The sequence below is a fragment of the Acinetobacter sp. YH12094 genome (assembly GCF_013419295.1).
GTDB classification, from domain to species: domain Bacteria; phylum Pseudomonadota; class Gammaproteobacteria; order Pseudomonadales; family Moraxellaceae; genus Acinetobacter; species Acinetobacter amyesii.
The window spans coordinates 133974-157725 of record NZ_VPAK01000003.1 but is presented as its reverse complement, the minus strand read 5'-3'; the positions used below and the strand labels follow the sequence as shown (position 1 = coordinate 157725).

Genomic DNA, 23752 nt, shown 5'->3' with positions numbered 1-23752 from the left:
TTAAATGCCTTCGGGAAGTTTCAGACCCAGTTGTTTCAACTGTGCATGCAAAGTTTCATAACACGCAGGTGATAACACTGCATCAACAGGAACAACCCATATTTCTCTTTTAAAATCTGGATTATTTTTGAGGATCGCTAAAATTTTAACTGCATCTTTTTCAGTGGTAATGATGGGATTGGCATCTTCAAACTGCAAATCACTCAGTTCATATTCATAATGATCCGGGAATTCATGACATTGAAATTGATGAATCCCCATATTTTCTAAGGTTTTATAAAATCGTTGCGGAAATCCGATACCCACCACAGCATAGAAATCTTTGTTTGCATCAAATGTCGTCACAAGATCTTTATTGAGCAAATAAGGCTGCGCCGCTTCTAGGTGCATATTCAGTGGGGAATTTGGATCTGCTGAATGTTCAATGACCGTCCCAGTATCAAGGCGCTTTTTCGGTTCACGCAAATAACCTTCGGGTAATAATTTTTCATTGCCTAAACCACGATTATTATCCAGTACGATCCATTCCAACTGACGTTGAAGCGCCCAATGCTGCAAACCATCATCGCAGATAATTAAATCCAATTCATGCTTGGATAGTAGCAGCTCAATACTTTGCTGGCGGTTTGGACCGACTGCCATCGGTACACCTGTAGACTGAACAATTAAGCTCGGTTCATCACCTACCATTTCAGCCGTCGAATCTAAATCCACATAGGCCGGAAATGGTCCTTGACCACCATAGCCACGACTGATCACACCAACACGCAGGTTTAAGCTATTTAAATAACTGACCAAATGAATGAGCAATGGGGTTTTACCACTTCCACCCACTGTGATGTTTCCAATGACCATGACTGGAATAGGCGCTTTATAACTTTGCTTAATACCTGATTGATAGAGTTTTTTATTGAGTAAAAAGCCGCCACGATAAAGCCATGACAAAGGTCTAAACACAATGAGCCACTTTGCCTGTTCATTCCAAGCATCCTGAATCAATTGTGCAAAAGACATGACTTAATTTTCCTCAAAATTACGCTGATGAAGTTGGTAATATGCACCACGTTGTGCCATCAATTCTGTATGCGAACCTTGTTCAATAATACGCCCTTTATCCATCACTACAATACAGTCTGCATTTTCAATGGTCGATAAACGATGCGCAATCACGATCGTGGTACGATCTTGCATCGCAGCGTCAAATGCTTGCTGAATGAAAAATTCAGATTCGTTATCTAGCGCACTGGTCGCTTCATCTAAAATTAAGATCGGTGCATTTTTCAAAATGGCACGTGCAATCGCAATCCGTTGACGTTGACCACCAGATAGATTTAAACCTTGGGCACCCAATGGTGTGTCATAACCTTGCGGTAAATCCATAATAAAATCATGTGCAAATGCAGCTTTGGCAGCAGCAATGACTTGCTCATCTGTTGCATGCTCGAGCTGTCCATAAGCAATATTTTCACGCACAGTACGGTTAAACAAAACCACTTGCTGATTGACCATCGAAATCTGAGTACGCAAGCTATTGAGTTCTATATCGTGAATATCATGCTGATCAAGCAACAATTGCCCAGAAGACACCTCTTGGTAACGCACCAACAGATTGACCAATGAAGTTTTACCTGCACCTGAACGCCCAACCAATGCAACGGTTTGCCCTGCATTAACTTTTAAATTGAAGTCATGAATCGCATGGTGACCATCAGCATAGATCAAATTGACATTTTTAAATTCGACATCACCTTTCAAAGCAGGCTTCAGCGTGCCGTTATTCACTTCTTCAGGCATATCTAGCAATTCAAAAACTGAATAAGCTGCTGCCATGCCTCGTTGTAGTTTTTCATTGACATCCGTCAAGGTTTTAATCGGCTTACTCAGCATACCTGCGGCAGTAATATAGGCAACAAACTCACCTGCTGTTGTATCTTGTAAAATCTCTGGGCGTAGCGCGATATACATCACGATACTGAGCGCAATCGACATAATCAGCTGAACAATTGGGCTATTGAGTTGCTGCACCACAACCATTTTTAAGCCGCGGCGCAAGTTCTCCATCGAGCTTTCATAAAAACGTTTTTGTTCATAATCTTGCCCTGCAAAGCCCTTCACCACCAAATTGCCTTGCACTGTCTCTTGCACCACATGGTTAACATCCCCCATGGTACTTTGTACTTGCATGGATAATTTACGCATGCGCTTAGACGCTTTACGGATGATCAGACCAATAATTGGGCCAAAAATCAAAATACACAGAGTTAAACGCCAATTGGTATAGAGCAAATAACCCAATAATGCGATGGTAATCAGACCCTGTTGTACAATCGTTTTTAGTGACTCAGACGATGCCGCCGTCAACTGTTCAACGTTATACATAATTTTTGCAGTGATATGACCGCTCGAATTATCTAAATAATATTGCGAAGGCAAACGCATGAGTTTTGCGAACACTTGCTGACGAATATTAAAAATTAAGTTTCGAGAAATCACTGCGGTAAAATATCCCCCCATGAACAAACCGAGTCCACGGAAGAACATCAATAAAACCACCAAGAGTGGAAATAAGGTTGTAAAGCTTTGATCTTTGTTTTGAATGGCTTCAATAATGCGTTCCAATAATTTTGCGACAGAAACTTCTGTCGCAGCATTAATACCGAAACCAAGCAAAACCAGCAGGCCGATTCCCCAAAAAGGTTTTAAATAACTTAATAGGCGTAAATAGACCTTAAAATCGTGCTTCACTAATAACCTCGAGTTGGAACTTTGGTACTGATGTTGATATTCACAAATCCAAGTTGACCTGCAACATCCATCACCCGAATCACATCCTGATGTGTTGCTTTTGCATCTGCTGCAATCACGAACATTAAATCACGACGATCATTGGCTGTCTGTTTAATTGCAGTATTCAAATCAGAGACTTCTTTACTCGCCAATGACTGACCATTGACAGAATAGTGTCCTGTTGAATCCACCACAACTTCAATCTTTTGATCATAGTTTTTAGGCGGAACACCTTGTGCATCTGGCAAGGTCAGGTTCATTCGACTCATCTGGTTAAAGGTGGTCGAGAGCAACAAGAACACCAAAATGAACATCAAACAGTCAATCATCGGTGTGAGGTTGATATGAATATCTTCAACCTGACGACGTTTAAATTTCATGCGCAGTCTCCACTCAGCTGGCTTTCTGAATGTCCTGACTTTCTACTTCAGGTGTTTTTTTATAAAACAAAGCGGCATGAAATAACGTCGACTGCTGTTCTAACTCAGCCACATATTCCTGAACCAAACGTTGGAAATAGCGATGTGCAAATAATGCAGGTACAGCAATTAACATACCGGCAGCAGTGGTAATCAAGGCTTTAGAAATACCCGGCATCATCAACACTGGATCACTATTGGTGCCTATATCAATCATTAAGAATGCTTCAATAATACCGATCACCGTACCCAACAAACCTAGTAAAGGTGCAACAGCACTTAAAGTGCCCAAAAAGTTGATATTTTTTTCTAAATAACCAATTTCTTGTGACGCTGTGACTTCCATTTGCGCACGTGCATATTGCTCGTTTTGATCTTTACTAGCGTAACCTGCGCCCAATATACGACCCAATGTACTTTGTTGTAAAGTTGGACTTTGCTTTAGCTGCTGCACCACATCTTTCACCGATGTGTTTACATTCATCATCAAGTCTTTTGGTAACACCATTGATTTCTTTAAACGAATAAAGCGCTCAATGGTAATGGCTACCGTAAAGATCGAACAAATGACAAGCGGGATCATTAACCACCCGCCCGCTTTGACTAATTCCCACATTTGATTTTCCCCAATAAATCGAATTTAAAAATTATTCAGCTAGACAAATATTTAAAATGCCATCTAGCTCTTCAAGAGTATGGTAACTAATCACCAGCTTGCCTTTCCCTTGTTTATTATGATCAATTTTCACGTCTGCACTGAAACGATCAGAGAGACGTTGTGTCAGTTGTTGAATGTCTGATGAAACAATTGGTTTAGCTTTTTGTTGTTTTGGTGCATTCAAATCACGAACAAATTGTTCGGTTTGACGTACAGACATACTTTTTTCAATCACCATTTCAGCAACTTTAAGCTGATCTTTGGCTTTTAACGTCAAGATCGCACGTGCATGCCCCATATCGAGCAAACCTTGCTGCATAAAGTCTTTGACTTGATCCGCTAAAGACAAGAGGCGTAGCAAGTTACTAATCGTGGTACGTGCTTTACCGACCGTATCAGCAATCTCTTGATGACTTAAACCAAATTCGTCATGGAAGCGTTGTAAAGCCATGGCTTGATCGATTGGGTTCAAATCTTGACGTTGAATGTTTTCAATCAATGCCAAGGCAATTGCCACTTGGTCACTCAAGTCACGAACAATGGCTGGAACTTCGGTTAAACCTGCAAGCTGAGCCGCACGCCAACGACGCTCACCTGCAATAATTTCGTAGGGATGCTTTTCATCTTCGACAGGACGAATGACGATTGGTTGCATGACGCCATGCTTTTCAATCGATGCAGCAAGTTCTTGTAAATCTTGTTCTTTAATGAAACGACGCGGTTGATACTCACCGCGTTTCAATAAATGCACATCAATTTGTTTTAACTGTCCATGATCTAAAGCTTTTGCTTCGAGCTGTAGTTTTTCTTTTTGGATTGAGCCGAGTAAGGCATCCAGACCACGACCTTTAGCCAGTCCGCGTTTTTTTACGGTCATGCTTTAGTTCCTTTTTTTACTTTGGTTTTTTTTAACATCTCAGCTGCCAAGTTCAAATAAGCAACTGCACCCTTCGAGCTTTTTTCAAAATAAATCACTGGCAAACCGTGCGCAGGCGCTTCAGCCAAACGAATATTACGCGGAATGACCGTGTCATAAAGTTTCTGACCGAAGTATTGTTCAAGCTCAGCAGACACATCACGTGTTAAGGCATTACGCGCATCGTACATGGTACGAAGCACACCCACGATCTCTAGATCTGGGTTTAAAGCTTGCTGAATACGATCAATGGTTTGGGTTAGGTCAGCCAAACCTTCTAGGGCATAATATTCACACTGCATTGGAATAAGCACAGCACGTACCGCTGCAAGGGCATTGACAGTGATCAAACTTAAACTTGGTGCACAATCGATAATAATATAGTCAAAGTCTTTTTCAACGCTTGCCAACGCTTCACGTAAAATAAACTCACGACCGTCTTGATCTGCAATTGCAAGCTCAACGCCAGCTAAGTCACGGTTTGCACCTAAAACTTTATAGCCCACTTCCGCTTTATAAATAGCGGTTTCAATTGGCACTTCACCAAGTAAGACATCCGTGACTGAATACAACAAATCATTTTTTTGAATGCCCGAACCCATCGTGGCATTGCCTTGTGAATCCATGTCCACAAGTAAAACTCGTTTTTTTAATATGGCTAAAGATGCAGCCAAGTTCACAGCAGTTGTGGTTTTACCTACGCCACCCTTTTGGTTTGCAATCGCAATAATTTGAGCCATGGTAACCCCAGTCCTTTGAAAATTTTAAATACGTTTAAGAAAAATTAAATGACGCTGCTCATCAAGTCGTGGAACTTTTAATGCAACGATATCAATCTTGAAATCACTTTTCAGTGTTTCAACTTCTTCTTCAGGAATTAAGCCTTTCATCGACGCGATAATACTTTGCGCATGCATATACGGTTTAGACGCATCCACAAAATCCGTTAACGATGCAAAAGCACGACTGGTAATCACATCAAACTGCCCCAGTTCATTAATGCTGTCTTTATTTTCGACACGTGTTTGTACCGCAATGACATTTTTTAGTTTTAAGTCAGCAATAAATTGTTTTAAGAATCGAATTTTTTTACCGTTGGCATCTAAAAGCACACATTCACGTTCAGGCTGACACAGTGCAATGATCATGCCCGGCATGCCACCACCCGTACCGATATCCAATAAACGACCTGCAGGCAAATCATTTAGGATACTTAAGCTATCCAATAAATGCTTAACCAACATTTCTTTAGGATCACGAATAGCAGTCAAGTTATACGCTTTGTTCCACAGCACTAGGGCATCTTGGTATTTCAGCAATAGATTTAATGCTTCTTCACTCAAATCTAAGCCAAGCTTTTGACTACCTTGCTTTAAGTCTTGAAAAAAAGGATGCATAAAGAAGACATCTCAATAAAAATTAACTGAAGTATACCGATTTCTAAGCCGTGGAACAGTAGCTAACGCTTAGCGAATATGCACTTAATCGTACATGCCTTGGCGAATCTGTAGATCTAGATCACTTAAACGCTCAGGTGTGCCAACATCAACCCACGCAGTTTGCATTTTCTCTGCAGAAATTTTTCCATCCAACATGGCTTGTTTCAATAATGGTGCGAGCGGACGCTTACCAGCTTCCAATCCATCAAACATATTTGGATGTATAACTGCGATTCCGCTATAGGTGAGTGCCTCGCCTGCATGTTCTTGCTCAAAGGTATAACTACGCCCAGCATCCAAGATAAAATCACCCTTAGGATGTTGCGCTGGGTTAGTCACATAGACCAAGTGTGCCAAGTCATCATTTAGCTCAATATTGAGCAAAGCTGAAAAATCGTAGGTCGTCCAAACGTCACCATTCACCAAAATAAACGGTTCTGTCCCAAGCAAAGGTAAAGCATTAATAATGCCACCAGCTGTTTCCAGACCTTCCGCTTCACGTGTCCAGCGAATATTCACACCAAACTGCGAACCATCACCCAAAGTACCAATCAGGATATCTGCAAGCCATGCAGAATTGATGATAATTTCAGTTACGCCAATTTTTTTTAGCTTTTCTATATGCCAAACAATCAGTGGTTTTCCACCCACTTCAAGCAAAGGCTTTGGCTTATACAATGTTAAAGGGCGCATCCGATTTCCGAGACCCGCAGCTAAAATCATGGCTTTCATTATGCAACAACCTCATAAGTGCCGTATTTGGCTTCAAATTTCGGCAATACTTTATCCTGAATAAATTGCATAAAAGGTTGTAATTCTGCATATGGTTTACTTTCTTCAAGTAAATACCACATCACACGAGGCAAATCTTTGAGATAACCTGACTTACCATCACGCTCAAATAAGCGCACAAAAATACCTAAAATTTTGATATGACGTTGAATCGCCATCAGGTCGGCGTCTTGTTTGAATTGCTCAAAGTTACGACCTTCTTTAGCCGATGCAGGCAACAAATCATAGAACGTTTTAAACCATGCATAAACGCGATCTGCATTCCACTGCACATAGGCATCACGTGTAATAGAAATTAAATCATAAGTATCTGCACCAATCACAGCATCTTGGAAGTCAATCACACCCTGATCTTGCTCACCATCAAGTACCATCAAATTACGGCTATGAAAATCACGATGCACAATCACTTGAGGCTGAGCCAATGCAGCATTGGCTAAGATAGCAAAGGTACGTTTAATCAGTGCCGATTCTTCTTCACTAGGCTGCACTTGTAGAGATGGCAATAACCAATCGGTTAACAGCTCCATTTCAGAAATCAGCTTTTCATAGGTATATGCAGGAAAATGAGCAGTACCATCAATTGACTGTAATTGAATCAACTGTTTAAAACTTTGAGCATAATGTGCGTCTACTGTTTGATCATTCAACAACGTGGACAATAAAACATCACCAAAATCCTCTAACAATAAGAAGCCTTGATCAAGGTCTTTGGCCACGATATGTGGTACACGCACGCCATGTACATCAAAAAATTCATCAATCGACACAAAAGGACCACAATCTTCTTTTTCTGGTGGTGCATCCATGAGCATAAATGTTTTATTATTCAATTTGATTCGTGCATAACGACGGAAGCTTGCATCGCCTGCTAAGAAGTTAATTTCAAATTGATCTGAATCGAGTACAGATGAAATCCATGTTTGTATCAATTGTTCACGTTGTGTATTCATTTGCGATAAATTCTAATACAGGCTGAGTTTTTAAAGTGCTAAGTGTAGCTACTTATCAACTTTTTCTCTATGATGCGACAATAATTAATTGCGATTAAGCATACCTGGTTAATGAGACAAATGAAGCATCAGTTTAAATTTAATCCTTTAGCGACTGCGATCTTAACCCTTCTATGTGGTAGCTCGTTACCAAGCTATGCAGCACCTGTTTCAAACCCGTCCACGGATGACGATACAGAACAACTCAAACAAAGCATTTCAGAAGCTTATCCGGGGCAGCAGTTCTTCGAACAATATTATGTCGATAAATCTGCACCTGAAGCACAGATTCGCAACACCAATCAATTAAGTTCTGCGTTTTGTACAGGCACCTGGATTACCCCAGTTGCTCCAACAACGAAAGCGGTCGCACCTGAAGACGCAACCTCTACCATTACCGCAGACTATGGTCATTTTGACCCGAATGGCGATTCCATTCTTGAAGGTAATGTTCTGATCGACCAAGAAGGTCGTCAAATTCGTGCCGATCAAATCAAAATTGATAAAACCCAAACCTATGCCAATGCTTCAGGCCGCGTGCAAATGGCACAGTCTGGGCTGATTTCTCAAAGTGACTCTATTGATTACAATTTAAAAACCCAACAAGGTGATTTAAATAACAGCTTCTTTATTGCTGAACAGCAGCATGCGCATGGTCGTGCTGAAAAAATTTCGCGTACTTCAACCGAAACCCTTGAATTAGAAAATGCGGTTTATACCACCTGTCCACCCGATGAAAAACCAACGTGGAAAATTCAAGCAGACAAAATTAAGCTGAATCAAGAAACTGGTCGTGGTGAAACCAAAGGTACAACATTATATGTAAAAAACGTACCTGTGATGGCTGTGCCCTATTTCAACTTCCCGATTGATGACCGTCGTACCACTGGTATTTTGACCCCGAGCTTTGGTTTTACCAATGACGGTGGTATTGAGCTTGCAGTACCGATTTATCTGAATCTTGCACCAAACTATGATGCTACGGTAACACCACGTTATATTGCAGACCGTGGCGCAATGATGGAAGGTGAATTCCGTTATTTGACCAAAAACTTTGGTTCAGGGATGGTGTGGGGTGGTTATTTACCATCCGACCAAAAGTATGATGATCAGGATCGTAAAGACTTACATTTCCTACATAACTGGAAAATTAACGATCAATTTACAACCAATTTAGAATACAATTATGCATCTGATAAAGACTATTTCTCAGATCTCAATAATAATCCAAACTCAAAAACTGACCTGAACTTACGCCGTGCATGGGAACTCAATTATAAAAATGGTATCCCTGGCCTAAAAGCACAGCTTAAAGTGGAAGACTTCCAAACACTGGATAAAACTGTCAGTGATGAAGACCGTCCATATGCGCGCTTGCCGCAATTCCTACTGAACTACAAGAATGGTAATCCGCTCGGCTTACAGTACGAATTCAATAACGATACAGCGTATTTTAAAAAGAATCTGCGTGGCGATAATATTCCGCAAAACAATAGTGATGCGACAATGTATGAGCCAAGTGGTGCACGTATTTATAACGACTTTAGTGTGCGTTATAACTATCGTAACCCATGGTCTTTTGTAATACCAGAAGTGTCTATTCGCAACGTCAACACGATTTACGACCAAGATACCGTTGATCGTGCAAATACAAATAACAATCACTCTAGTAGTGAAAGTAAATCGGTCATTGTACCGCAATTAACTTTAGATGCGGGTCTTGTGATGGAGCGCGAAGGTCGTTATCTACAAACCTTAACGCCACGTTTCTTTTATGCGTATTCTCCATACAAAAACCAAGACACTAACCCGAACTTTGACTCAACCACAGCGTCAATTAATTATGACCAATTGTTTAGCCCGCGTCGGTTCTATGGTAATGACCGTTTAGAAGACAACAACTTCGCATCTCTAGGCTTGAGCTATAGTTTATTTGATGATGTTGGTCTTGAGCGTTTAAAAGCTAGCGTTGGTCAAAGTTTCTATTTTGAAGACCGTCGTGTCACACTGAACAACATCTCTGATAAATTTGATACCGAACGCCATACCGGCCCTGTCGTGAGCATTTCTAGCCAATTATCTGACAGCATCAGTGTGAATGCCAATTCAGCATGGATGGCGAATGGTGATAATGCTCAGCGCGATATTCAAATGTATTACACAGGAAATAAAGGCAATTTATACAATGTCGGTTATTTCTATCGTAAAGACATTCCTAATCGCCAAGACAGCTATGACCAAGCAGTAGCATCGTTTATTCAACCTATACACAATAACTGGCGTATTATTGGTCATGCACAATATGACCTCGACAACAGTATTGCGCGTGAATATTTACTGGGTGTGAACTACGAGTCATGCTGCTGGGGTGTTTCAGTTTATGGTCGTTCGTACTATAACGATTTAGATGATGTAACATCTTCAGATGTTAAACCAAAACGTGCCATTATGGCGGAGTTCACTCTAAAAGGTTTAGGTGGCTTCAACAATAAATTAACCTCTTTGCTTGAAAACCGAGTGTTGGGTTTTAACAATATTAATCAATCTTGGACAGAACGTTAATGAAGACAAAACAGTTAAAACAAATTTTTAAAGCGTCAGCCTTGGCACTTTGCCTATCGACTTCTGTATCTGTATTTGCTGCTGCGCAACCTAAAGATGAAATTGTAGCTGTCGTTGACAATAGCGTGATTCTACGTAGTGATCTTGATCAAAGCATTGCCGAGATCACTCATCAATTTCAAGCAAAAAAACAAACCGTCCCACCGACTGAATATTTGCAGCAACAAGCTTTAGAACAGCTGATTTCGCGCCAAGCACAGCTTGAACAGGTTAAACGATATAATGTCAAAGCGGATGAAAAATCGCTCAATGAAGCTGTACTTAAAGTTGCAAAAGACGCAGGCTCCCCAAGCTTAGAAGCTTTTCAGCAAAAATTAGATGCTGTTGCACCAAATACCTATGCAGGTTTACGTGCACGTATCGCTGAAGACATCGCGTTACAACGCCTACGCCAACAGTTGGTCACTTCTCGCATTCAAATCAGTGACCAAGATGTGAAAAACTTCTTAAGCTCACCACAAGGTCAAGCTGCGTTAGGTAATCAAGTTCATGTCTTACATGTGCGTGTAGCTAGCAGTGATAATGCCGTTAAAATCGCCGAAGACATTCGTAAAGAACTTGCAGCAAGCAACGATGTAAAAGCGATTACTAGCAAATACAGTACCAAAGACATTAAAGTTGACGGTGCCGATATGGGCTTCCGCAACTTATCTGATATTCCAGATGAACTTGCTGCACGTGTAGCACCTTTGCAAGTTGGTCAAACCACTGAACTAATTTCAGTACGTGATGGCGTTCATGTTTTAAAATTGGTCGACCGTAAAAGTGGCGAACAAAAAGCCATTGTTCCTCAATACCAAACTCGCCATATCCTGATTCAACCATCTGAGGTCGTGAGTCCTGAAAATGCCAAGCAAATGATCGACAACTTGTATAATCGCCTGCAAAAGGGTGAAGATTTTGCGGTCTTGGCTTCAACGTTCTCGAATGACACTGGTTCTGCTGCCAATGGTGGTAGTTTAGGTTGGGTTAGCCCAGGTGTGATGGTTCCAGAATTTGAAGCAATGATGAAATCAACAGCGAAAGGTGAAATCAGCAAGCCTTTTCAGTCACAGTTTGGTTGGCACATCCTTCAAGTGACCGATACACGTCAACAAGATATGACACATGAAGTACAAGAACGTATGGCACGTCAGATTTTAGGTGAGCGTCAATTTGACACTGAACTGGACAGCTGGTTACGTGAAATTCGCAACAATGCCTATGTTGAAATTAAAGACCCTGCTCTAGATCGTAAAAAGAAATAAGTGAATAAACAAAAAACCAGCTTCGGCTGGTTTTTTTTATGTCGATTCTTATCATCATTCAGCACTTTAGTAATTATTACATACCCGTTATGAAAATAATCTACTCTTTTATAGGCAAAAAAAACCTCCCATTTGGGAGGTTTTTTTAACTCAATTAACGATTGTTGTTTTCGTCGTCTTGAGCATCTTCAAATTTAGTTTCGCCATCAAAACCAGGATTTTGACCGCCGAAGCCACCTTGAGAGCCAAAACCACCTTGACCACCGAAGCCACCTTGAGAGCCAAAACCACCTTGACCACCGAAGCCACCTTGACCACCGAAGCCACCTTGACCACCGAAGCCACCTTGACCACCAAAGCCGCCTTGGCCACCAAAGCCACCTTGTTGACCGCCGAAGCCGCCTTGTTGACCACCGAAGCCGGCAGCGCCTTGAGCACCAGCAGGAGCACCAGCAGGACGTGGGTTACGTGCTGGAACAACAGTTGAAATAGCGTGTTTGTAAACCATTTGGCTTACAGTATTTTTTAATAAAACAACGTATTGGTCGAAAGATTCAATATGACCTTGTAATTTAATACCGTTGACAAGGAAGATCGACACAGGAATACGTTCTTTACGGAGAGAATTTAAGAACGGATCTTGTAAAGTTTGACCTTTAGACATGTTATAACTCCAAAAAATAATAAAAATCAGCGCAAAAGCTACCTTTACTTTTCAATTAAAAATTATCAAAAAGGTAGTCTGTAAATTTTGCTTTATCCGTAGCACTTTCGCAAGTCTTCTTGAGCCTGCTGCGCAGTTAAATATGTAGTAAATTTATGCGTTTCTTGCAAAGATCTTAACCAAGTATATTGACGTTTTGCAAGTTGTCGTGTTGCAAAAAGTGCCTTATCCTCCATTTCACGCTGTTTTTCGCTACTTTGATCACTATTTTTCAAAAAATCTAAAGCTTGACGATATCCAACTGAGCGCATAGAGGGTAAATTTTCATCTAAATCGTATTTTTCAATGAGAGCTTTCACTTCATTTAAAAATCCAATTTCCCACATTGTTTTTAGACGTTGAGCTATACGCTCATGTAATTCTAATCGGTCTGGCAATAATGCGTAATTATGAAAATTGTAACGGTATGGTACGTTTTTAGGTTGCTCAGCTTGTAACTGCGTAATGGGTTTACCTGTTAATTTAAAAACTTCGAGCGCACGGATAATTCGTTGCTTATCACTCGGTTTAAATTTTTCACCTGCCAATGGGTCTACATTGCACAGTTCTGCATATACAGCATCCCAACCTTGCGACTCAGCTTTGGCTTCAATTTCAGCACGTACAGCATAGTCTGCACTTGGTAAGTTTGAAGACAACCCTTCCAATAAAGCCTTGTAATACAACATTGTACCACCGACTAAAATCGGTGTTTTACCTCGTACATGCATATCATCAATCAGTACACACGCATCTTCCACAAAGTTCGCTGCCGAATACACTTCTAGCGGACTGATAATATCAATCAAATGATGTGGATATTTCTCCAACTCAGCTTTACTCGGCTTGGCCGTACCAATATCCATATCCTGAAAAACCAAAGCAGAATCGACTGAAATTAATTCGAATCCACCTTGCTCGTATAACTCACATGCCAAGGCGGTTTTACCGCTTGCAGTTGGTCCCATTAAGTTGATGACCGGCAATTGATTTGACATGTAAAACTACTCTCCCCGAGCAAAAAGTTTATCTAGCTGTGCCAATGGAAACGCACGCCACGTCGGACGCCCATGGTTACATTGGCTGGCAAATTCAGTTTGTTCCATCTGACGCAGTAATGCATTCATTTCAGATAGACTTAAAATACGGTGTGCGCGTACAGCGCCATGACAGGCCATGCCTGCCAATATTTGATCACGCTTTTGTAGTAACCCTGCAACCTGATCACTTGGGTCTAAATCATTTAATAAATCTGGAATCAGCGCATCAAAGTCTGCTTTATGCAAAATGGCAGGAACACCTCGGACAATAACTTGCTCATCGCCATATTGGTCTATTTCTAAACCTAATCGTGCCAATTGTTCTTTGAGCTCATCGACGCGCATAGCTTGCATCCGACTGATACTGACGACTTTAGGAATCAGCAATTGCTGTGATGTCCAAAACTCAGGTTTATCCCAAGCCGTTTTCATTTGTTGTAAAACAATGCGCTCATGCGCAGCATGCATATCAACAATGATTAAACCTTCGGTGTTTTGGGCCAAAATATAAATACCATGCAATTGCGCAATGGCAATCCCCAAAGGATGCTCATCGACTTTCTGCTGAATATGTTCAGCCAAAGAACTATCAGGATCATTTGTAGACTCAGTTTGACGTAAAGGCGCTAAATAACTTTGCAATGCATTATTGAGCTGTCTGGAACCCGCTATATTTGACTGATATCCAGTGCTATTGTTCGACGCATTTGAATATTGCTGTGTATAAGCTTCCTGACCTGTTGGCGCATGATTTGAACCATATTGCACCGTTGCTGGCGAACTAAAGTCAGTAAGTCCACCTGCGGTCTCTGGACTGACAAAATTTGTGCCTTGTTCTACAACTGGCTGAGGTTGATGTAAAGAAAATTGTTCCTGATGACGCGGCTGCGGAATAATATTTTCGTGTGCCTGCCCATCAAGTTTCATTGCAGAGGACAATTCGGCGCTCGCGGTTTGAAATTGCGCTAATGTCGATTTGGCAAAATGGCGGACAAACTCATGTACTTCACGTTGATTTAGAAAACGTATTTCATGCTTCGTCGGATGCACATTCACATCGATATTTTCAGGATCGACTTCCATAAACAACAAATAAGCCGCATGTTGATGTCCATGCAAAATACCGTCATAAGCCATGCGAAGTGCATGTGAAACTGTCTTGTCTTTTACGATACGTCCATTCACATAGACGTATTGCATATCGGCCTGCGCACGTGCATCTGAAGGATGGCCTAACCAACCACTGAGACGCATATTGACGCTATCAGCATCTATCCAGTACGCATTTTCAGTAAATTGACGGCCTAATAATTGTTGTACCCGCTGAAAACGGAGCGCGCCACTGTCTGCAATAGGCAAGTTCAGCTTAATACTATTGTTATGCTCAAGGACAAAACGTATATCAAAATGGGTCAGTGCCAAACGACGGACAATTTCTTCGATATGTCCAAACTCAGTCCCCGGTTTTTTGAGGAACTTACGCCGTGCAGGCACATTAAAAAATAAATCTTGCACACGGATGGTGGTGCCTTGCGTCGCTGCCACAGGCTGAATTTCTTGCGAATCAAATGCGGTGCCATTTACTTCGACCTGATAGCCTACACCGTCATCATTTTGGCTACTGGTCAATGTCAAACGAGACACCGCAGCGATCGAAGCCAAGGCTTCCCCACGAAAACCTAGACTTACAATGGCATGCAAATCTTCAGCAGTTTGGATTTTACTTGTGGCATGGCGCATGACCGCCAAAGGTAGATCTTCAGGGTGAATACCCCGACCATTGTCTATTATTTCAATCAGTGTACTGCCGCCTTGTTCAATACGAACAATCAGCTCAGTCGCCCCTGCATCAATGGCATTTTCCAGTAATTCTTTGACCACAGAAGCAGGACGTTCAATCACTTCCCCTGCGGCAATTTGGTTGGCTAAGGCAGGATCAAGCGTTCGAATGCGGCGGGCACTGATTTCATTCAGCATGGTTAAATTTTTGCTCCAAAGCGTTTTGCAAAGTTTCTGAAGAAGAGCTTAAAGTCGCTGTACGGGTGCTTTCATCCGCAGACTTTTCAATATTAATAATTAAATCAGCCTCAGGGATTTCGTCGCCCCCTTTAGATGGCCATTCAAATAAAAATAGGGCGTTCGGCGTTTCTAAATAATCACGGATACCCATAAGTTCAAGCTCATAAGGGTCATTCAGACGATATAAATCAAAATGAAAAATATCTTGTCCTTGAATATTGTAAGGTTCAACCAATGTATAGGTTGGACTTTTTACCGCACCTTGATGACCCAAGTGTTGTAAAAAATAACGTGTTAACGTGGTCTTTCCTGCACCCAAGTCACCAATTAAATACGCTACACCCGTCGTAAAATGCGTCGCCAGTACGGTAGCTAAGTTTTGGGTATCGACTTCACTATTAAGTTCCAGACTGAATGAATACTGCATATTACTCACAACATGTACATAAGAATTAAATATGATAGCATCGCACTGGCTAAAATGGATATGTTCACACTATAGATTGAGCATTTTTCATGATGTGTTCTCTGCTTTATTTGCTCAGTTTTTAGATCTTTCTTCATGCACAGTTTTGAATTTACTCCCCCAATGATCAATGGTGTTAGTGCCAGTAAAGTCTTCCTTGACGGTCAACACACACAAGCCACAACGGTCTATGCATATTTGTGTGAGCAATTTCCTCATATCCAAGCAGCAGAGTGGCAACAACGATTTAAGGATGGTCTAGTCTATGCTGCAGATGGTGACGTTTTAACGATAGACAGTCCTTTTGAAGCAAATCGTCATGTTTATTATTATCGATTCTTAGCGCATGAAATCCATGTTCCCTTTGAGCATCAGATTTTATTTGAAAATGATCATTTCATCGTGGTCGATAAACCGCATTTTCTCACCATGAGTCCGACCGGTCAGTATGTACAAGAAACCTTGTTGGTTCGACTCAAAAAACAAACGCAGCTTGAACACCTGACACCGATTCATCGTTTAGATCGTGAAACTGCCGGTGTGGTTCTCTTCTCCAAATGTGTCGAAAGCCGTGGGCTATATCAACAGATGTTTGCCAAGCGGCAAGTTCAAAAAACCTATCATGCCATTGCAGCTTATCGAGATGACTTAAATTTCCCAATCACAACTCGCTATCGTATGGAAAAAGGTCAGCCATTTTATACAATGCAACTGGTAGATGGTGAGCCTAATAGTGAAACACACATTAAGCTCCTCCAGCAGCATGGAAACCATGCAAAGTATGAATTAAATCCCCATACCGGCAAGCAACACCAACTTCGTGTACATTTAAATGCTTTGGGCATTCCAATTCAAAATGACCCCTTTTATCCAGTAGTACAACATAAGGCAGATGACGATTTCAGCCAACCTTTACAACTACTTGCGAAACAGCTTGAGTTTATCGATCCTGTGACAGAGCAGGCTTTTCAATTCAGTTCTGCCTATGAATTGACACTGTAAATCTATTGTCATTACATTAAATTGATAAAATACTGCCAAACTTTCTTGAATTTATAACAGTTTTGATTAGAATAAATGCGAAAAGTTAAGTATTTAAAAGCTTTCTAAGAATATGAGAAAAACTGAAGTCTACCAAATCCGTCTCGATTCACAGGAAAAGAAACAGGCTTTTGCCGTTTTTAAACAATTAGGCATTACACCTGCACAGGCTGTACGTCTATTCTTTAAACAAGTTGTTTTAACCAAATCGATCCCCTTCTCTATTGAAAACCAAAATATCAATATTGAACAATTGATTAAGTTACGCAAATTAAAACAACAAGAAGCCCAAGCTATTTCAACCATTGAAATTAGCCCTGCTGAATTAGAAATTTTAAATAATGATCCATTATTAGATGATGATCATCTCGACTTGTTTGAAGAACTCAATGCAATTTTGGGTGAAGGTGACAAAACTTAACACTGTCGCATTTATAAACAATTTATAAATCAACCAATTTCGAAATTTCGATATGCTTCATGCAAGACTGATAAAAATAGCATGGAGTATAGAAAAAATGATCGTTCGACGCGCAACAGAAGCAGACCTTCATCCACTTGCTGTTTTATTTGATGAATATCGCCAATTTTATGGCACCTCTTCTAATCTTGATATTTCATATAAATTTCTAAGACAACGTTTTGAAAATAATGAAAGCGTAATTTTTATTTGTCTAAAAGATGAGGTGATTACTGGGTTTATCTTACTGTATTTAGGCTTTTCATCTGTGGCTTGTTCAACTTACTATATTTTAGATGATGTCTATGTCAGCCCTGTATATCGTCGTCAAGGTTCAGCCAAACAATTGATCGATACTGCGGTTCTCTTTGCTCAACATGAAGGTGCGCTTCGAATCAGCCTCGAAACTCAAAAAAATAACTATCACTCACATCAACTCTATGAATCGATGGGCTTCATTAAAGATGATGAATTTCAAACCTATCATTACTTTATTCGCTAATGCATTGCTCAGCTTTAAAATACATCAACAAAGCATGTTGAAAAACGCATCTTTAGATCAGCAGACAGCAGACATATTAAGGGGCTTTAATATCGCATATTTATCCTTCAAATGATGAAGTATCAAAGCCCTGTACCTATTACTGTGGATTAAAATTTTCACGAAATTTCGATTGTTCAATTTGCGCTGCATTCAAATAGATCCATTCACCCTCAGCGAGATCATCAAGCTTTAATTGTCCTATTTGAGCACGATGTAAAGTTTCAACTTTATTGCCGACAGCCGCCAACATCCGCTTCACTTGATGATATACCCCTTGATGAACAGTCATTTGTAATTGCTGTGAAGCCAATAGCTGCACATCGGTTGCAGCGAAAATGCCTTTTTCGTTTCGCAGCTCCACGCCTTGTTCTAATTGTTGTATTTGCTCAGGTGTCACAGGATCTGCGGTATGCATCGAATATACTTTGGCAACATGCTTTTTAGGGTGTGTCAGCGCTTGTAGATATTGACCATCATCCGTGAGCAGCAACAGTCCAGTGGTGTCTTGATCCAGTCGACCGACGCATTGCAAACCACGATTTAACAGCACATCATCAAATAATTCAAAAACACTAAAATGATGAGTTGCCTGATGCGAACATTCATAACCTTGAGGTTTATTTAACGCAATATATATATGCTCACTATAGACATAGTCCTGACCATTCACACTGTAGCTTAAATCATTCAAGTCCAGTTTTTGCTTTGGATTATCTACAATCTCACCGCGTATTTCGACCGCACCATTTTTAATCAACTGTTGGCAATATTTGCGCGAACCAAAACCTTGTGATTGCAGCATTTTTTCCAAAAACATAGAACAACCTAATAAACACCATATATTGCTATTTTATACTGAACACCGAGCCAACTTGCAGGAAAAATAGTAGAAATAATCTTGAACGCCAGTTTTTAATGTTTCTGCGCTACACTATTGATTATTTATTGAAGTTTCTCACGAATATCCTATGTCTCAGTTGGATTTAAATCTGATCGTGTTATTGGTGTTATTGGCTTGTGGCATCTTTAGCCACAATACAGCGATCACCATAGCTGCAGGTGTCTTGATTGTTTTCCGCATCACGCCTTTAAGTGAATTTTTCCCCTATCTGCAACAATATGGCTTAAACATTGGCATTATTATTTTAACCATTGGCGTACTCACGCCGATCGCTAGCGGAAAAATTCCTGGTGATTCGATTTTAAAATCCTTTTTAAGTTGGAAATCCCTCGTCGCAATCGCCATTGGCATCTTTGTCGCATGGCTAGGCGGACGTGGTGTCAAACTGATGTCCAATCAGCCAGATGTGGTTGCCGGACTATTGATTGGGACAGTCGCAGGTGTTGCCATGCTGCGTGGTGTACCTGTTGGCCCACTCATTGCAGCAGGCATCTTGTCGCTACTGATTGGGATTAAACAATAAGGCCGTTGCTGACATAGCAGTTTAACAAAATTTTAATTTGAGCCATGCTGCATTTGAAATAAACGTCGACTAAGCATGATTCCAACGAATGACAACGCTGACATCAAGATCCCCGCCCAAAACCACGTTCCAGTTTGTGAAACCACAGTGGCAATCACAGGTGGCAGAACAAATTGTGATATGGCAGAGCATTGTAAAATCATGCCGATCGTCGTACTAATTGCCGCAGGATAAGGTGCAAAATGCAGTGATTGCGCAAAGACCGTCGCAGCAACCAAGCCTCCAAAAAGCGAAAAACTAAACACCGTTAAATATTGCAGTAAAAAAGGTAACGCATCTTTAGAGAGATAAAACCCTAAGGAGCAAATGATCAAGACGGCAAAACCCAGTTGGACTAAAGTTTTAGCTTGAAAACCACGCTGTAATAGCAGTCCACACCCCCATGTGCCCACTGCATTGGCAACGGCAACACTGGCTGTTAAAGCACCCGCCAGCTCTGCTGAAATTTGATTTTGAGCATAAATCATCGGTAAGAAGCCCACCAATGCAAACCACTGCCCTGCATATGTCCCAAAAATGAGCGCCAAAAGCCATGCTGCAGGATGTTTCAAGGTATCTCTAATGAGACCAATAATAGGTGTTGTATTCAGCGCCACATTAGGCTGAGGAATAAACATAGCGATACAGAGTAGTAATGCTGCAGTAATCATAGCGAAACTGAGCCAAACCACACTCCAACCATATTGAGCAATTAGAAATGGCGCAACCAATAAGGCTATGCCCATACCTCCGCCCATATAAGCACTCCACAGTCCCATCTTTGCGCTGATGTGCTGTAGCGGTACAAGCTGACGGATAAATGCAGGCCCTGTGAGTGTCACCAATAAGAAGCCAAATCCTTCTATGACACGCAGTAGCAACAAGACATCAAAGCTTTGTGCAAAGCTCCCCCATGCACTTGCCATCGTTAATAAACTTAAGCCTAGTAATATACATAGCTTAAATCCAATTTTTTGGATATAACTACCAATCAACAATGCAAAGCACATTCCTGCACCCTGTACTAGTGAGAGCAATAAACCAGACTGAATAAAGCTAATGCCGAGTTGCTGTTGTAATACAGGTATTGCGGGCGGTAGTTTCCCGATATGCATTGCAGCAATAAAACCTGCCGCAATAATGAATAAATCTTTTGACATCCCTTTCATTGAATTGTCATGCTCTTTTCGCCATGCAATAGTGCACAGCTTAACAATTCAAAATATTATTTTGAGTCAAAAAACAAATGACCTTAGATGATTTTTCAATTATTTAATCATCTTGCACCGTCACATGCTAAGCGCACTTTGATTTAAATTAAACAACGATACTTAGTCATGGCATCTGCATTTGTTTGAGACAGGACAAGTTTTCATCAAAACGTTTTGCGATACTTTAGATAATATGAAGGTAGTGAACGAATTTACCTGCATAACTATGAGTGAATTATTTAAGCAGTGAGTTATTCAGGATTGATTTGTTTCCGTTCTCGCTTATTGGCGTACATTTTTAAATCAGCCATTTCGACTAATTGATCAATAGATTGAGCATCTTCTGGGAATAGAGCCATGCCAATACTGGCACCAATTTTCAAGCTCATTTGCTCAAATGCAAACGGCAGTCCGCAACTTTCTGCGATTCGATTCATCGCCGTTTGCGCACGCTCTAAGTTGGCAATATTGGTTAAAATCACAGCAAATTCATCACCGCCCAAGCGTGCAACCAAGTCATCTTGACGTGTTTCACGCAAAATGCGCTGTGCAATTTCTTTCAGTGCAGCATCCCCAATGCGATGTCCAAACTGATCATTAATCGGTTTCAGACCATCCATATCAATCATCAAGATACCCAGTACTTTTTTCTGCGCACGTGCTTTTTCTATCCCTTGGCGTAAAAAGTCGACAAACAAAGCCCGATTGGCTAAGCCTGTTAAGCTATCTTGAGTCGCCAATTTATATAACTCTGTCGCACCGAAACGTGTCGCATGGTACATCGCCGCAGCGATCAACTCAGACATCAAACTCAATATATGTAAATCGGCTTCCTGAAAGGCATCGACTTGGTCAGAGTAAATCTTTAAAACACCGACACCTTCATCACAATGAATCAATGGCACTACTGCCATCGAACGCAATCCAACACGTTGACATGCCACGCGATCTACCCGCGCATCTGTTTCCGAATCTTGGCAATACAGTGTTTGTTTCTGCGCAATACATAGACCTGACAAGCTATTTTCAATATGCAATCTTAAACCCAGTAAATGGCTCGCCCCGCCAGACACTGCACGATAGACCATATCACCATCTTCAGCCAACTCTACAACTGCACCTTTGGCATGTGTAATCTGCTGCGCCTGTTCTGCGACCACAGTCATCACTGCATTGAGATCTAAACCCAGTTTGGCAATAGCTGTCTGCGTTTGAATCACAGACATGAGTTGAGTTGGTGAGGGTTCTATAGAATTGGGCATGATTGAGTTCAAACAGGGTTCAATGTGAGATAAAGCTCAATTCTAAAAATTATTCATCCACTTGTATAGCAATCTTAAAGTAATTTCTGTGCATTCAAGCACTTTAGATACAACTCTTTCAAATACTGCTCTTCGAAAGAAAATGCACTCAAGGAAACAACAGAGCAAGTGGAATCATCGATACACATTTCGAAGGTTGGGGAAGTCATGATGTATGGATGACCCACGTATTTCACGACTCTCCCCCTAGATATTATTTCAACGCGTAAATTTCACTCTGCATCCATTCTCCGCCTTCCAATTGCACATCTACAGCCTCACGTTGATATTCAGCACCTTCAAATTCGTCTAAAGCCTCCCAATGAGCTGCTAAGTTTTCAGAGAAAAAAACATAGCCTTCAATGGCTTGACCTGCCTTCGATAAACGAATGCCCGGACTGCCCATCGCCGCACCCCAGCCTTTATGTTCTAATTCACCCCACACCACACCTTTCTTCCACTCGCCACCAATACGCTCCATCACGTGAATTGGGCTGACCTAGACGTCATGTCCCGTATACAAAAAGACTCTGTGTCATAGATCCTCCTTAGTTGGAATAATATTGATTGCGCTTTTGTGAGAATTTCGCCAACTGTTTTAGGAAGCCTTCAAAATAGCTTTTTTCAGCCTCTTCGGTACGATAGCCTGCGTACAAGGTCCGTCTTAAACCTTCAGGTGAAACACAATCTAAACGTCGAGAGGTCACCCAACCTTTTTGTTCATATTCATTTACCACCCAATCTGGTAATGCCGCAATACCACGACCACTTGCAACCAACTGAATCAGCATCTGGGTCAAATCTGTAGTACGAACGTGTTTAGGCTGAATATTGGCCGGTAAAAATAATTTTGCCATGATATCTAAACGATGTTTATCGACTGGATAGGTAATCAGCGTTTCTTCTGCTAATTCTTGAACAGTCACATTTGTCGCACGAACCAATGGATGTGTATTGGACAATACCAAACGAGACTCATATTCAAAGATAGGGAAATATTCCACACCTTTTAAATTGATTGGGTCTGCCGTAATCAGAAGATCAAACTCGCCCGTTTGTAATAGTTCATGCGGATTGGCTTCAAAGCCAGATGCAAAGTCTAAATCTACATCGGGGTATTGCTGACGGTAGACATTCAATAATGGCATCAGCCAATCAAAGCAACTATGACATTCTGAGGAAAAAATAATTCGGCCGGTTTGACCATGCACAATCCGTGTAATGTCCGATTGCGCAATTTGAACTTGCGGCAATATGTCATCGGCAAGGCGTAATAAACGTTGCCCAACATTCGAAAAGGTCACAGGACGTGTGCGTCGGTTTACCACCTCAACCCCATACCAATGATCTAGCTCTTTCAACTGGTGTGAAAGTGCAGAAGGCGTTAAACACAGATCATTAGATGCAGCGACCAAAGAACCGTGTTCTCTGAGTGCCAATAAGGTTTTGAGATGGCGTAATTCCAACATGATTGTTCTCAACTAAACTTGGAAGCAACTTTGCAATCGAATAGTTTTCGCAAAGCATTAATGAATCATACTCATCTTATCATTATTTTATTAAGTTTTATTCATTTTAATTTTTGTTTGAAACTTTAATCACCAATTCATCGTTTTTAAGCAGATGCAAAGG

24 protein-coding genes are annotated in these 23752 nt (G+C 41.0%); 6 read left to right on the top strand and 18 right to left on the bottom strand.

The window, feature by feature from the left end:
* The 9 genes from lpxK to FTU34_RS03045 form a co-directional block, all read right to left on the bottom strand.
* On the bottom strand, positions 1-1014 hold the full coding sequence (lpxK, locus tag FTU34_RS03085) for a tetraacyldisaccharide 4'-kinase (RefSeq protein ID WP_180034690.1): 1014 nt from the start codon (positions 1012-1014) through the stop codon (positions 1-3).
* A 3-nt stretch (positions 1015-1017) separates the two neighbouring features.
* Positions 1018-2745 (bottom strand): lipid A export permease/ATP-binding protein MsbA, encoded by a 1728-nt coding sequence (msbA, locus tag FTU34_RS03080; protein WP_180007340.1) that lies wholly within the window; start codon positions 2743-2745, stop codon positions 1018-1020.
* Entirely contained in the window at positions 2745-3167 is a 423-nt protein-coding gene (locus tag FTU34_RS03075; RefSeq protein WP_078193671.1) for a biopolymer transporter ExbD, read from the bottom strand. The genes msbA and FTU34_RS03075 overlap by 1 nt, the downstream gene beginning before the upstream one ends.
* 13 nt (positions 3168-3180) lie before the next feature.
* Positions 3181-3822, bottom strand: a complete 642-nt coding sequence (locus FTU34_RS03070) for a MotA/TolQ/ExbB proton channel family protein (RefSeq protein ID WP_180034689.1) — start codon at positions 3820-3822, stop codon at positions 3181-3183.
* 31 nt (positions 3823-3853) lie between these two features.
* Positions 3854-4741: a ParB/RepB/Spo0J family partition protein gene (locus FTU34_RS03065; RefSeq protein ID WP_111885065.1), complete on the bottom strand. Its 888-nt coding sequence runs from the start codon at positions 4739-4741 to the stop codon at positions 3854-3856.
* Positions 4738-5520, bottom strand: coding sequence for a ParA family protein (locus FTU34_RS03060; protein ID WP_180034688.1), 783 nt, complete (start codon positions 5518-5520; stop codon positions 4738-4740). Before FTU34_RS03060 ends, FTU34_RS03065 begins: the two co-directional genes overlap by 4 nt.
* 24 nt (positions 5521-5544) lie before the next feature.
* Entirely contained in the window at positions 5545-6177 is a 633-nt protein-coding gene (gene rsmG / locus FTU34_RS03055) for a 16S rRNA (guanine(527)-N(7))-methyltransferase RsmG (RefSeq protein ID WP_180034687.1), read from the bottom strand.
* 84 nt (positions 6178-6261) lie between these two features.
* A complete protein-coding gene (gene murU / locus FTU34_RS03050) occupies positions 6262-6951 on the bottom strand; it encodes an N-acetylmuramate alpha-1-phosphate uridylyltransferase MurU (protein WP_180023918.1) in 690 nt (229 codons plus the stop codon).
* On the bottom strand, positions 6951-7964 hold the full coding sequence (locus FTU34_RS03045) for an aminoglycoside phosphotransferase family protein (protein ID WP_180034686.1): 1014 nt from the start codon (positions 7962-7964) through the stop codon (positions 6951-6953). The genes murU and FTU34_RS03045 overlap by 1 nt, the downstream gene beginning before the upstream one ends.
* A gap of 120 nt (positions 7965-8084) precedes the next feature.
* On the opposite strand from FTU34_RS03045, the gene FTU34_RS03040 reads away from it, so the two are divergent.
* Both FTU34_RS03040 and FTU34_RS03035 read left to right on the top strand, forming a co-directional pair.
* Positions 8085-10565 (top strand): LPS-assembly protein LptD, encoded by a 2481-nt coding sequence (locus tag FTU34_RS03040; protein WP_180034685.1) that lies wholly within the window; start codon positions 8085-8087, stop codon positions 10563-10565.
* The gene (locus FTU34_RS03035) at positions 10565-11872 is read left to right on the top strand and encodes a peptidylprolyl isomerase (protein ID WP_180034684.1); all 1308 of its coding nucleotides are present in this window, start codon (positions 10565-10567) and stop codon (positions 11870-11872) included. Before FTU34_RS03040 ends, FTU34_RS03035 begins: the two co-directional genes overlap by 1 nt.
* 154 nt (positions 11873-12026) lie before the next feature.
* Here the strand turns inward: FTU34_RS03035 and hfq are convergent, their stop codons facing one another.
* The 4 genes from hfq to tsaE form a co-directional block, all read right to left on the bottom strand.
* Positions 12027-12536, bottom strand: a complete 510-nt coding sequence (gene hfq, locus FTU34_RS03030) for an RNA chaperone Hfq (RefSeq protein WP_180034683.1) — start codon at positions 12534-12536, stop codon at positions 12027-12029.
* Between the two features lie 92 nt (positions 12537-12628).
* On the bottom strand, positions 12629-13573 hold the full coding sequence (miaA, locus tag FTU34_RS03025; RefSeq protein ID WP_180034682.1) for a tRNA (adenosine(37)-N6)-dimethylallyltransferase MiaA: 945 nt from the start codon (positions 13571-13573) through the stop codon (positions 12629-12631).
* A gap of 6 nt (positions 13574-13579) precedes the next feature.
* Entirely contained in the window at positions 13580-15592 is a 2013-nt protein-coding gene (gene mutL / locus FTU34_RS03020; RefSeq protein WP_180034681.1) for a DNA mismatch repair endonuclease MutL, read from the bottom strand.
* The gene (gene tsaE, locus FTU34_RS03015; protein ID WP_111885072.1) at positions 15582-16061 is read right to left on the bottom strand and encodes a tRNA (adenosine(37)-N6)-threonylcarbamoyltransferase complex ATPase subunit type 1 TsaE; all 480 of its coding nucleotides are present in this window, start codon (positions 16059-16061) and stop codon (positions 15582-15584) included. The genes mutL and tsaE overlap by 11 nt, the downstream gene beginning before the upstream one ends.
* A 135-nt stretch (positions 16062-16196) precedes the next feature.
* On the opposite strand from tsaE, the gene FTU34_RS03010 reads away from it, so the two are divergent.
* The 3 genes from FTU34_RS03010 to FTU34_RS03000 all read left to right on the top strand — a co-directional run bounded on the left by FTU34_RS03010 (position 16197) and on the right by FTU34_RS03000 (position 18103).
* Complete coding sequence (locus FTU34_RS03010) at positions 16197-17102, top strand: pseudouridine synthase (protein WP_180034680.1); 906 nt, start codon at positions 16197-16199, stop codon at positions 17100-17102.
* 112 nt (positions 17103-17214) lie between these two features.
* Entirely contained in the window at positions 17215-17562 is a 348-nt protein-coding gene (locus tag FTU34_RS03005) for a type II toxin-antitoxin system RelB/DinJ family antitoxin (RefSeq protein WP_078193683.1), read from the top strand.
* 97 nt (positions 17563-17659) lie between these two features.
* Positions 17660-18103, top strand: a complete 444-nt coding sequence (locus FTU34_RS03000; protein ID WP_078193684.1) for a GNAT family N-acetyltransferase — start codon at positions 17660-17662, stop codon at positions 18101-18103.
* 139 nt (positions 18104-18242) lie between these two features.
* Here the strand turns inward: FTU34_RS03000 and FTU34_RS02995 are convergent, their stop codons facing one another.
* Positions 18243-18962, bottom strand: coding sequence for a pseudouridine synthase (locus FTU34_RS02995; protein ID WP_180034679.1), 720 nt, complete (start codon positions 18960-18962; stop codon positions 18243-18245).
* A gap of 151 nt (positions 18963-19113) precedes the next feature.
* Between FTU34_RS02995 and FTU34_RS02990 the strand changes: the two genes are divergently transcribed.
* A complete protein-coding gene (locus tag FTU34_RS02990) occupies positions 19114-19569 on the top strand; it encodes a DUF441 domain-containing protein (protein WP_111885075.1) in 456 nt (151 codons plus the stop codon).
* 32 nt (positions 19570-19601) lie between these two features.
* Here the strand turns inward: FTU34_RS02990 and FTU34_RS02985 are convergent, their stop codons facing one another.
* From FTU34_RS02985 to FTU34_RS02970, 4 genes are all read right to left on the bottom strand, one after another.
* A complete protein-coding gene (locus FTU34_RS02985) occupies positions 19602-20777 on the bottom strand; it encodes a CynX/NimT family MFS transporter (RefSeq protein ID WP_180034678.1) in 1176 nt (391 codons plus the stop codon).
* 293 nt (positions 20778-21070) lie between these two features.
* Positions 21071-22081: a sensor domain-containing diguanylate cyclase gene (locus tag FTU34_RS02980; protein WP_180034677.1), complete on the bottom strand. Its 1011-nt coding sequence runs from the start codon at positions 22079-22081 to the stop codon at positions 21071-21073.
* Positions 22082-22334: 253 nt separating this feature from the next.
* Entirely contained in the window at positions 22335-22601 is a 267-nt protein-coding gene (locus FTU34_RS02975; protein ID WP_373686470.1) for a gamma-glutamylcyclotransferase family protein, read from the bottom strand.
* Between the two features lie 67 nt (positions 22602-22668).
* Entirely contained in the window at positions 22669-23589 is a 921-nt protein-coding gene (locus tag FTU34_RS02970) for a LysR family transcriptional regulator (protein ID WP_078189020.1), read from the bottom strand.
* Positions 23590-23752 lie beyond the last annotated feature (163 nt).

Bases quoted from the DNA above. Each gene is read 5' to 3' on its own strand.
- lpxK (WP_180034690.1), bottom strand. From the start codon at position 1,014: ATGTCTTTTGCACAATTGATTCAGGATGCTTGGAATGAACAGGCAAAG.
- FTU34_RS03075 (WP_078193671.1), bottom strand. From the start codon at position 3,167: ATGAAATTTAAACGTCGTCAGGTTGAAGATATTCATATCAACCTCACA.
- FTU34_RS03070 (WP_180034689.1), bottom strand. From the start codon at position 3,822: ATGTGGGAATTAGTCAAAGCGGGCGGGTGGTTAATGATCCCGCTTGTC.
- FTU34_RS03065 (WP_111885065.1), bottom strand. From the start codon at position 4,741: ATGACCGTAAAAAAACGCGGACTGGCTAAAGGTCGTGGTCTGGATGCC.
- FTU34_RS03060 (WP_180034688.1), bottom strand. From the start codon at position 5,520: ATGGCTCAAATTATTGCGATTGCAAACCAAAAGGGTGGCGTAGGTAAA.
- rsmG (WP_180034687.1), bottom strand. From the start codon at position 6,177: ATGCATCCTTTTTTTCAAGACTTAAAGCAAGGTAGTCAAAAGCTTGGC.
- murU (WP_180023918.1), bottom strand. From the start codon at position 6,951: ATGAAAGCCATGATTTTAGCTGCGGGTCTCGGAAATCGGATGCGCCCT.
- FTU34_RS03045 (WP_180034686.1), bottom strand. From the start codon at position 7,964: ATGAATACACAACGTGAACAATTGATACAAACATGGATTTCATCTGTA.
- FTU34_RS03040 (WP_180034685.1), top strand. From the start codon at position 8,085: ATGAAGCATCAGTTTAAATTTAATCCTTTAGCGACTGCGATCTTAACC.
- FTU34_RS03035 (WP_180034684.1), top strand. From the start codon at position 10,565: ATGAAGACAAAACAGTTAAAACAAATTTTTAAAGCGTCAGCCTTGGCA.
- hfq (WP_180034683.1), bottom strand. From the start codon at position 12,536: ATGTCTAAAGGTCAAACTTTACAAGATCCGTTCTTAAATTCTCTCCGT.
- miaA (WP_180034682.1), bottom strand. From the start codon at position 13,573: ATGTCAAATCAATTGCCGGTCATCAACTTAATGGGACCAACTGCAAGC.
- mutL (WP_180034681.1), bottom strand. From the start codon at position 15,592: ATGCTGAATGAAATCAGTGCCCGCCGCATTCGAACGCTTGATCCTGCC.
- tsaE (WP_111885072.1), bottom strand. From the start codon at position 16,061: ATGCAGTATTCATTCAGTCTGGAACTTAATAGTGAAGTCGATACCCAA.
- FTU34_RS03010 (WP_180034680.1), top strand. From the start codon at position 16,197: ATGCACAGTTTTGAATTTACTCCCCCAATGATCAATGGTGTTAGTGCC.
- FTU34_RS03005 (WP_078193683.1), top strand. From the start codon at position 17,215: ATGAGAAAAACTGAAGTCTACCAAATCCGTCTCGATTCACAGGAAAAG.
- FTU34_RS03000 (WP_078193684.1), top strand. From the start codon at position 17,660: ATGATCGTTCGACGCGCAACAGAAGCAGACCTTCATCCACTTGCTGTT.
- FTU34_RS02995 (WP_180034679.1), bottom strand. From the start codon at position 18,962: ATGTTTTTGGAAAAAATGCTGCAATCACAAGGTTTTGGTTCGCGCAAA.
- FTU34_RS02990 (WP_111885075.1), top strand. From the start codon at position 19,114: ATGTCTCAGTTGGATTTAAATCTGATCGTGTTATTGGTGTTATTGGCT.
- FTU34_RS02985 (WP_180034678.1), bottom strand. From the start codon at position 20,777: ATGAAAGGGATGTCAAAAGATTTATTCATTATTGCGGCAGGTTTTATT.
- FTU34_RS02980 (WP_180034677.1), bottom strand. From the start codon at position 22,081: ATGCCCAATTCTATAGAACCCTCACCAACTCAACTCATGTCTGTGATT.
- FTU34_RS02975 (WP_373686470.1), bottom strand. From the start codon at position 22,601: ATGGAGCGTATTGGTGGCGAGTGGAAGAAAGGTGTGGTGTGGGGTGAA.
- FTU34_RS02970 (WP_078189020.1), bottom strand. From the start codon at position 23,589: ATGTTGGAATTACGCCATCTCAAAACCTTATTGGCACTCAGAGAACAC.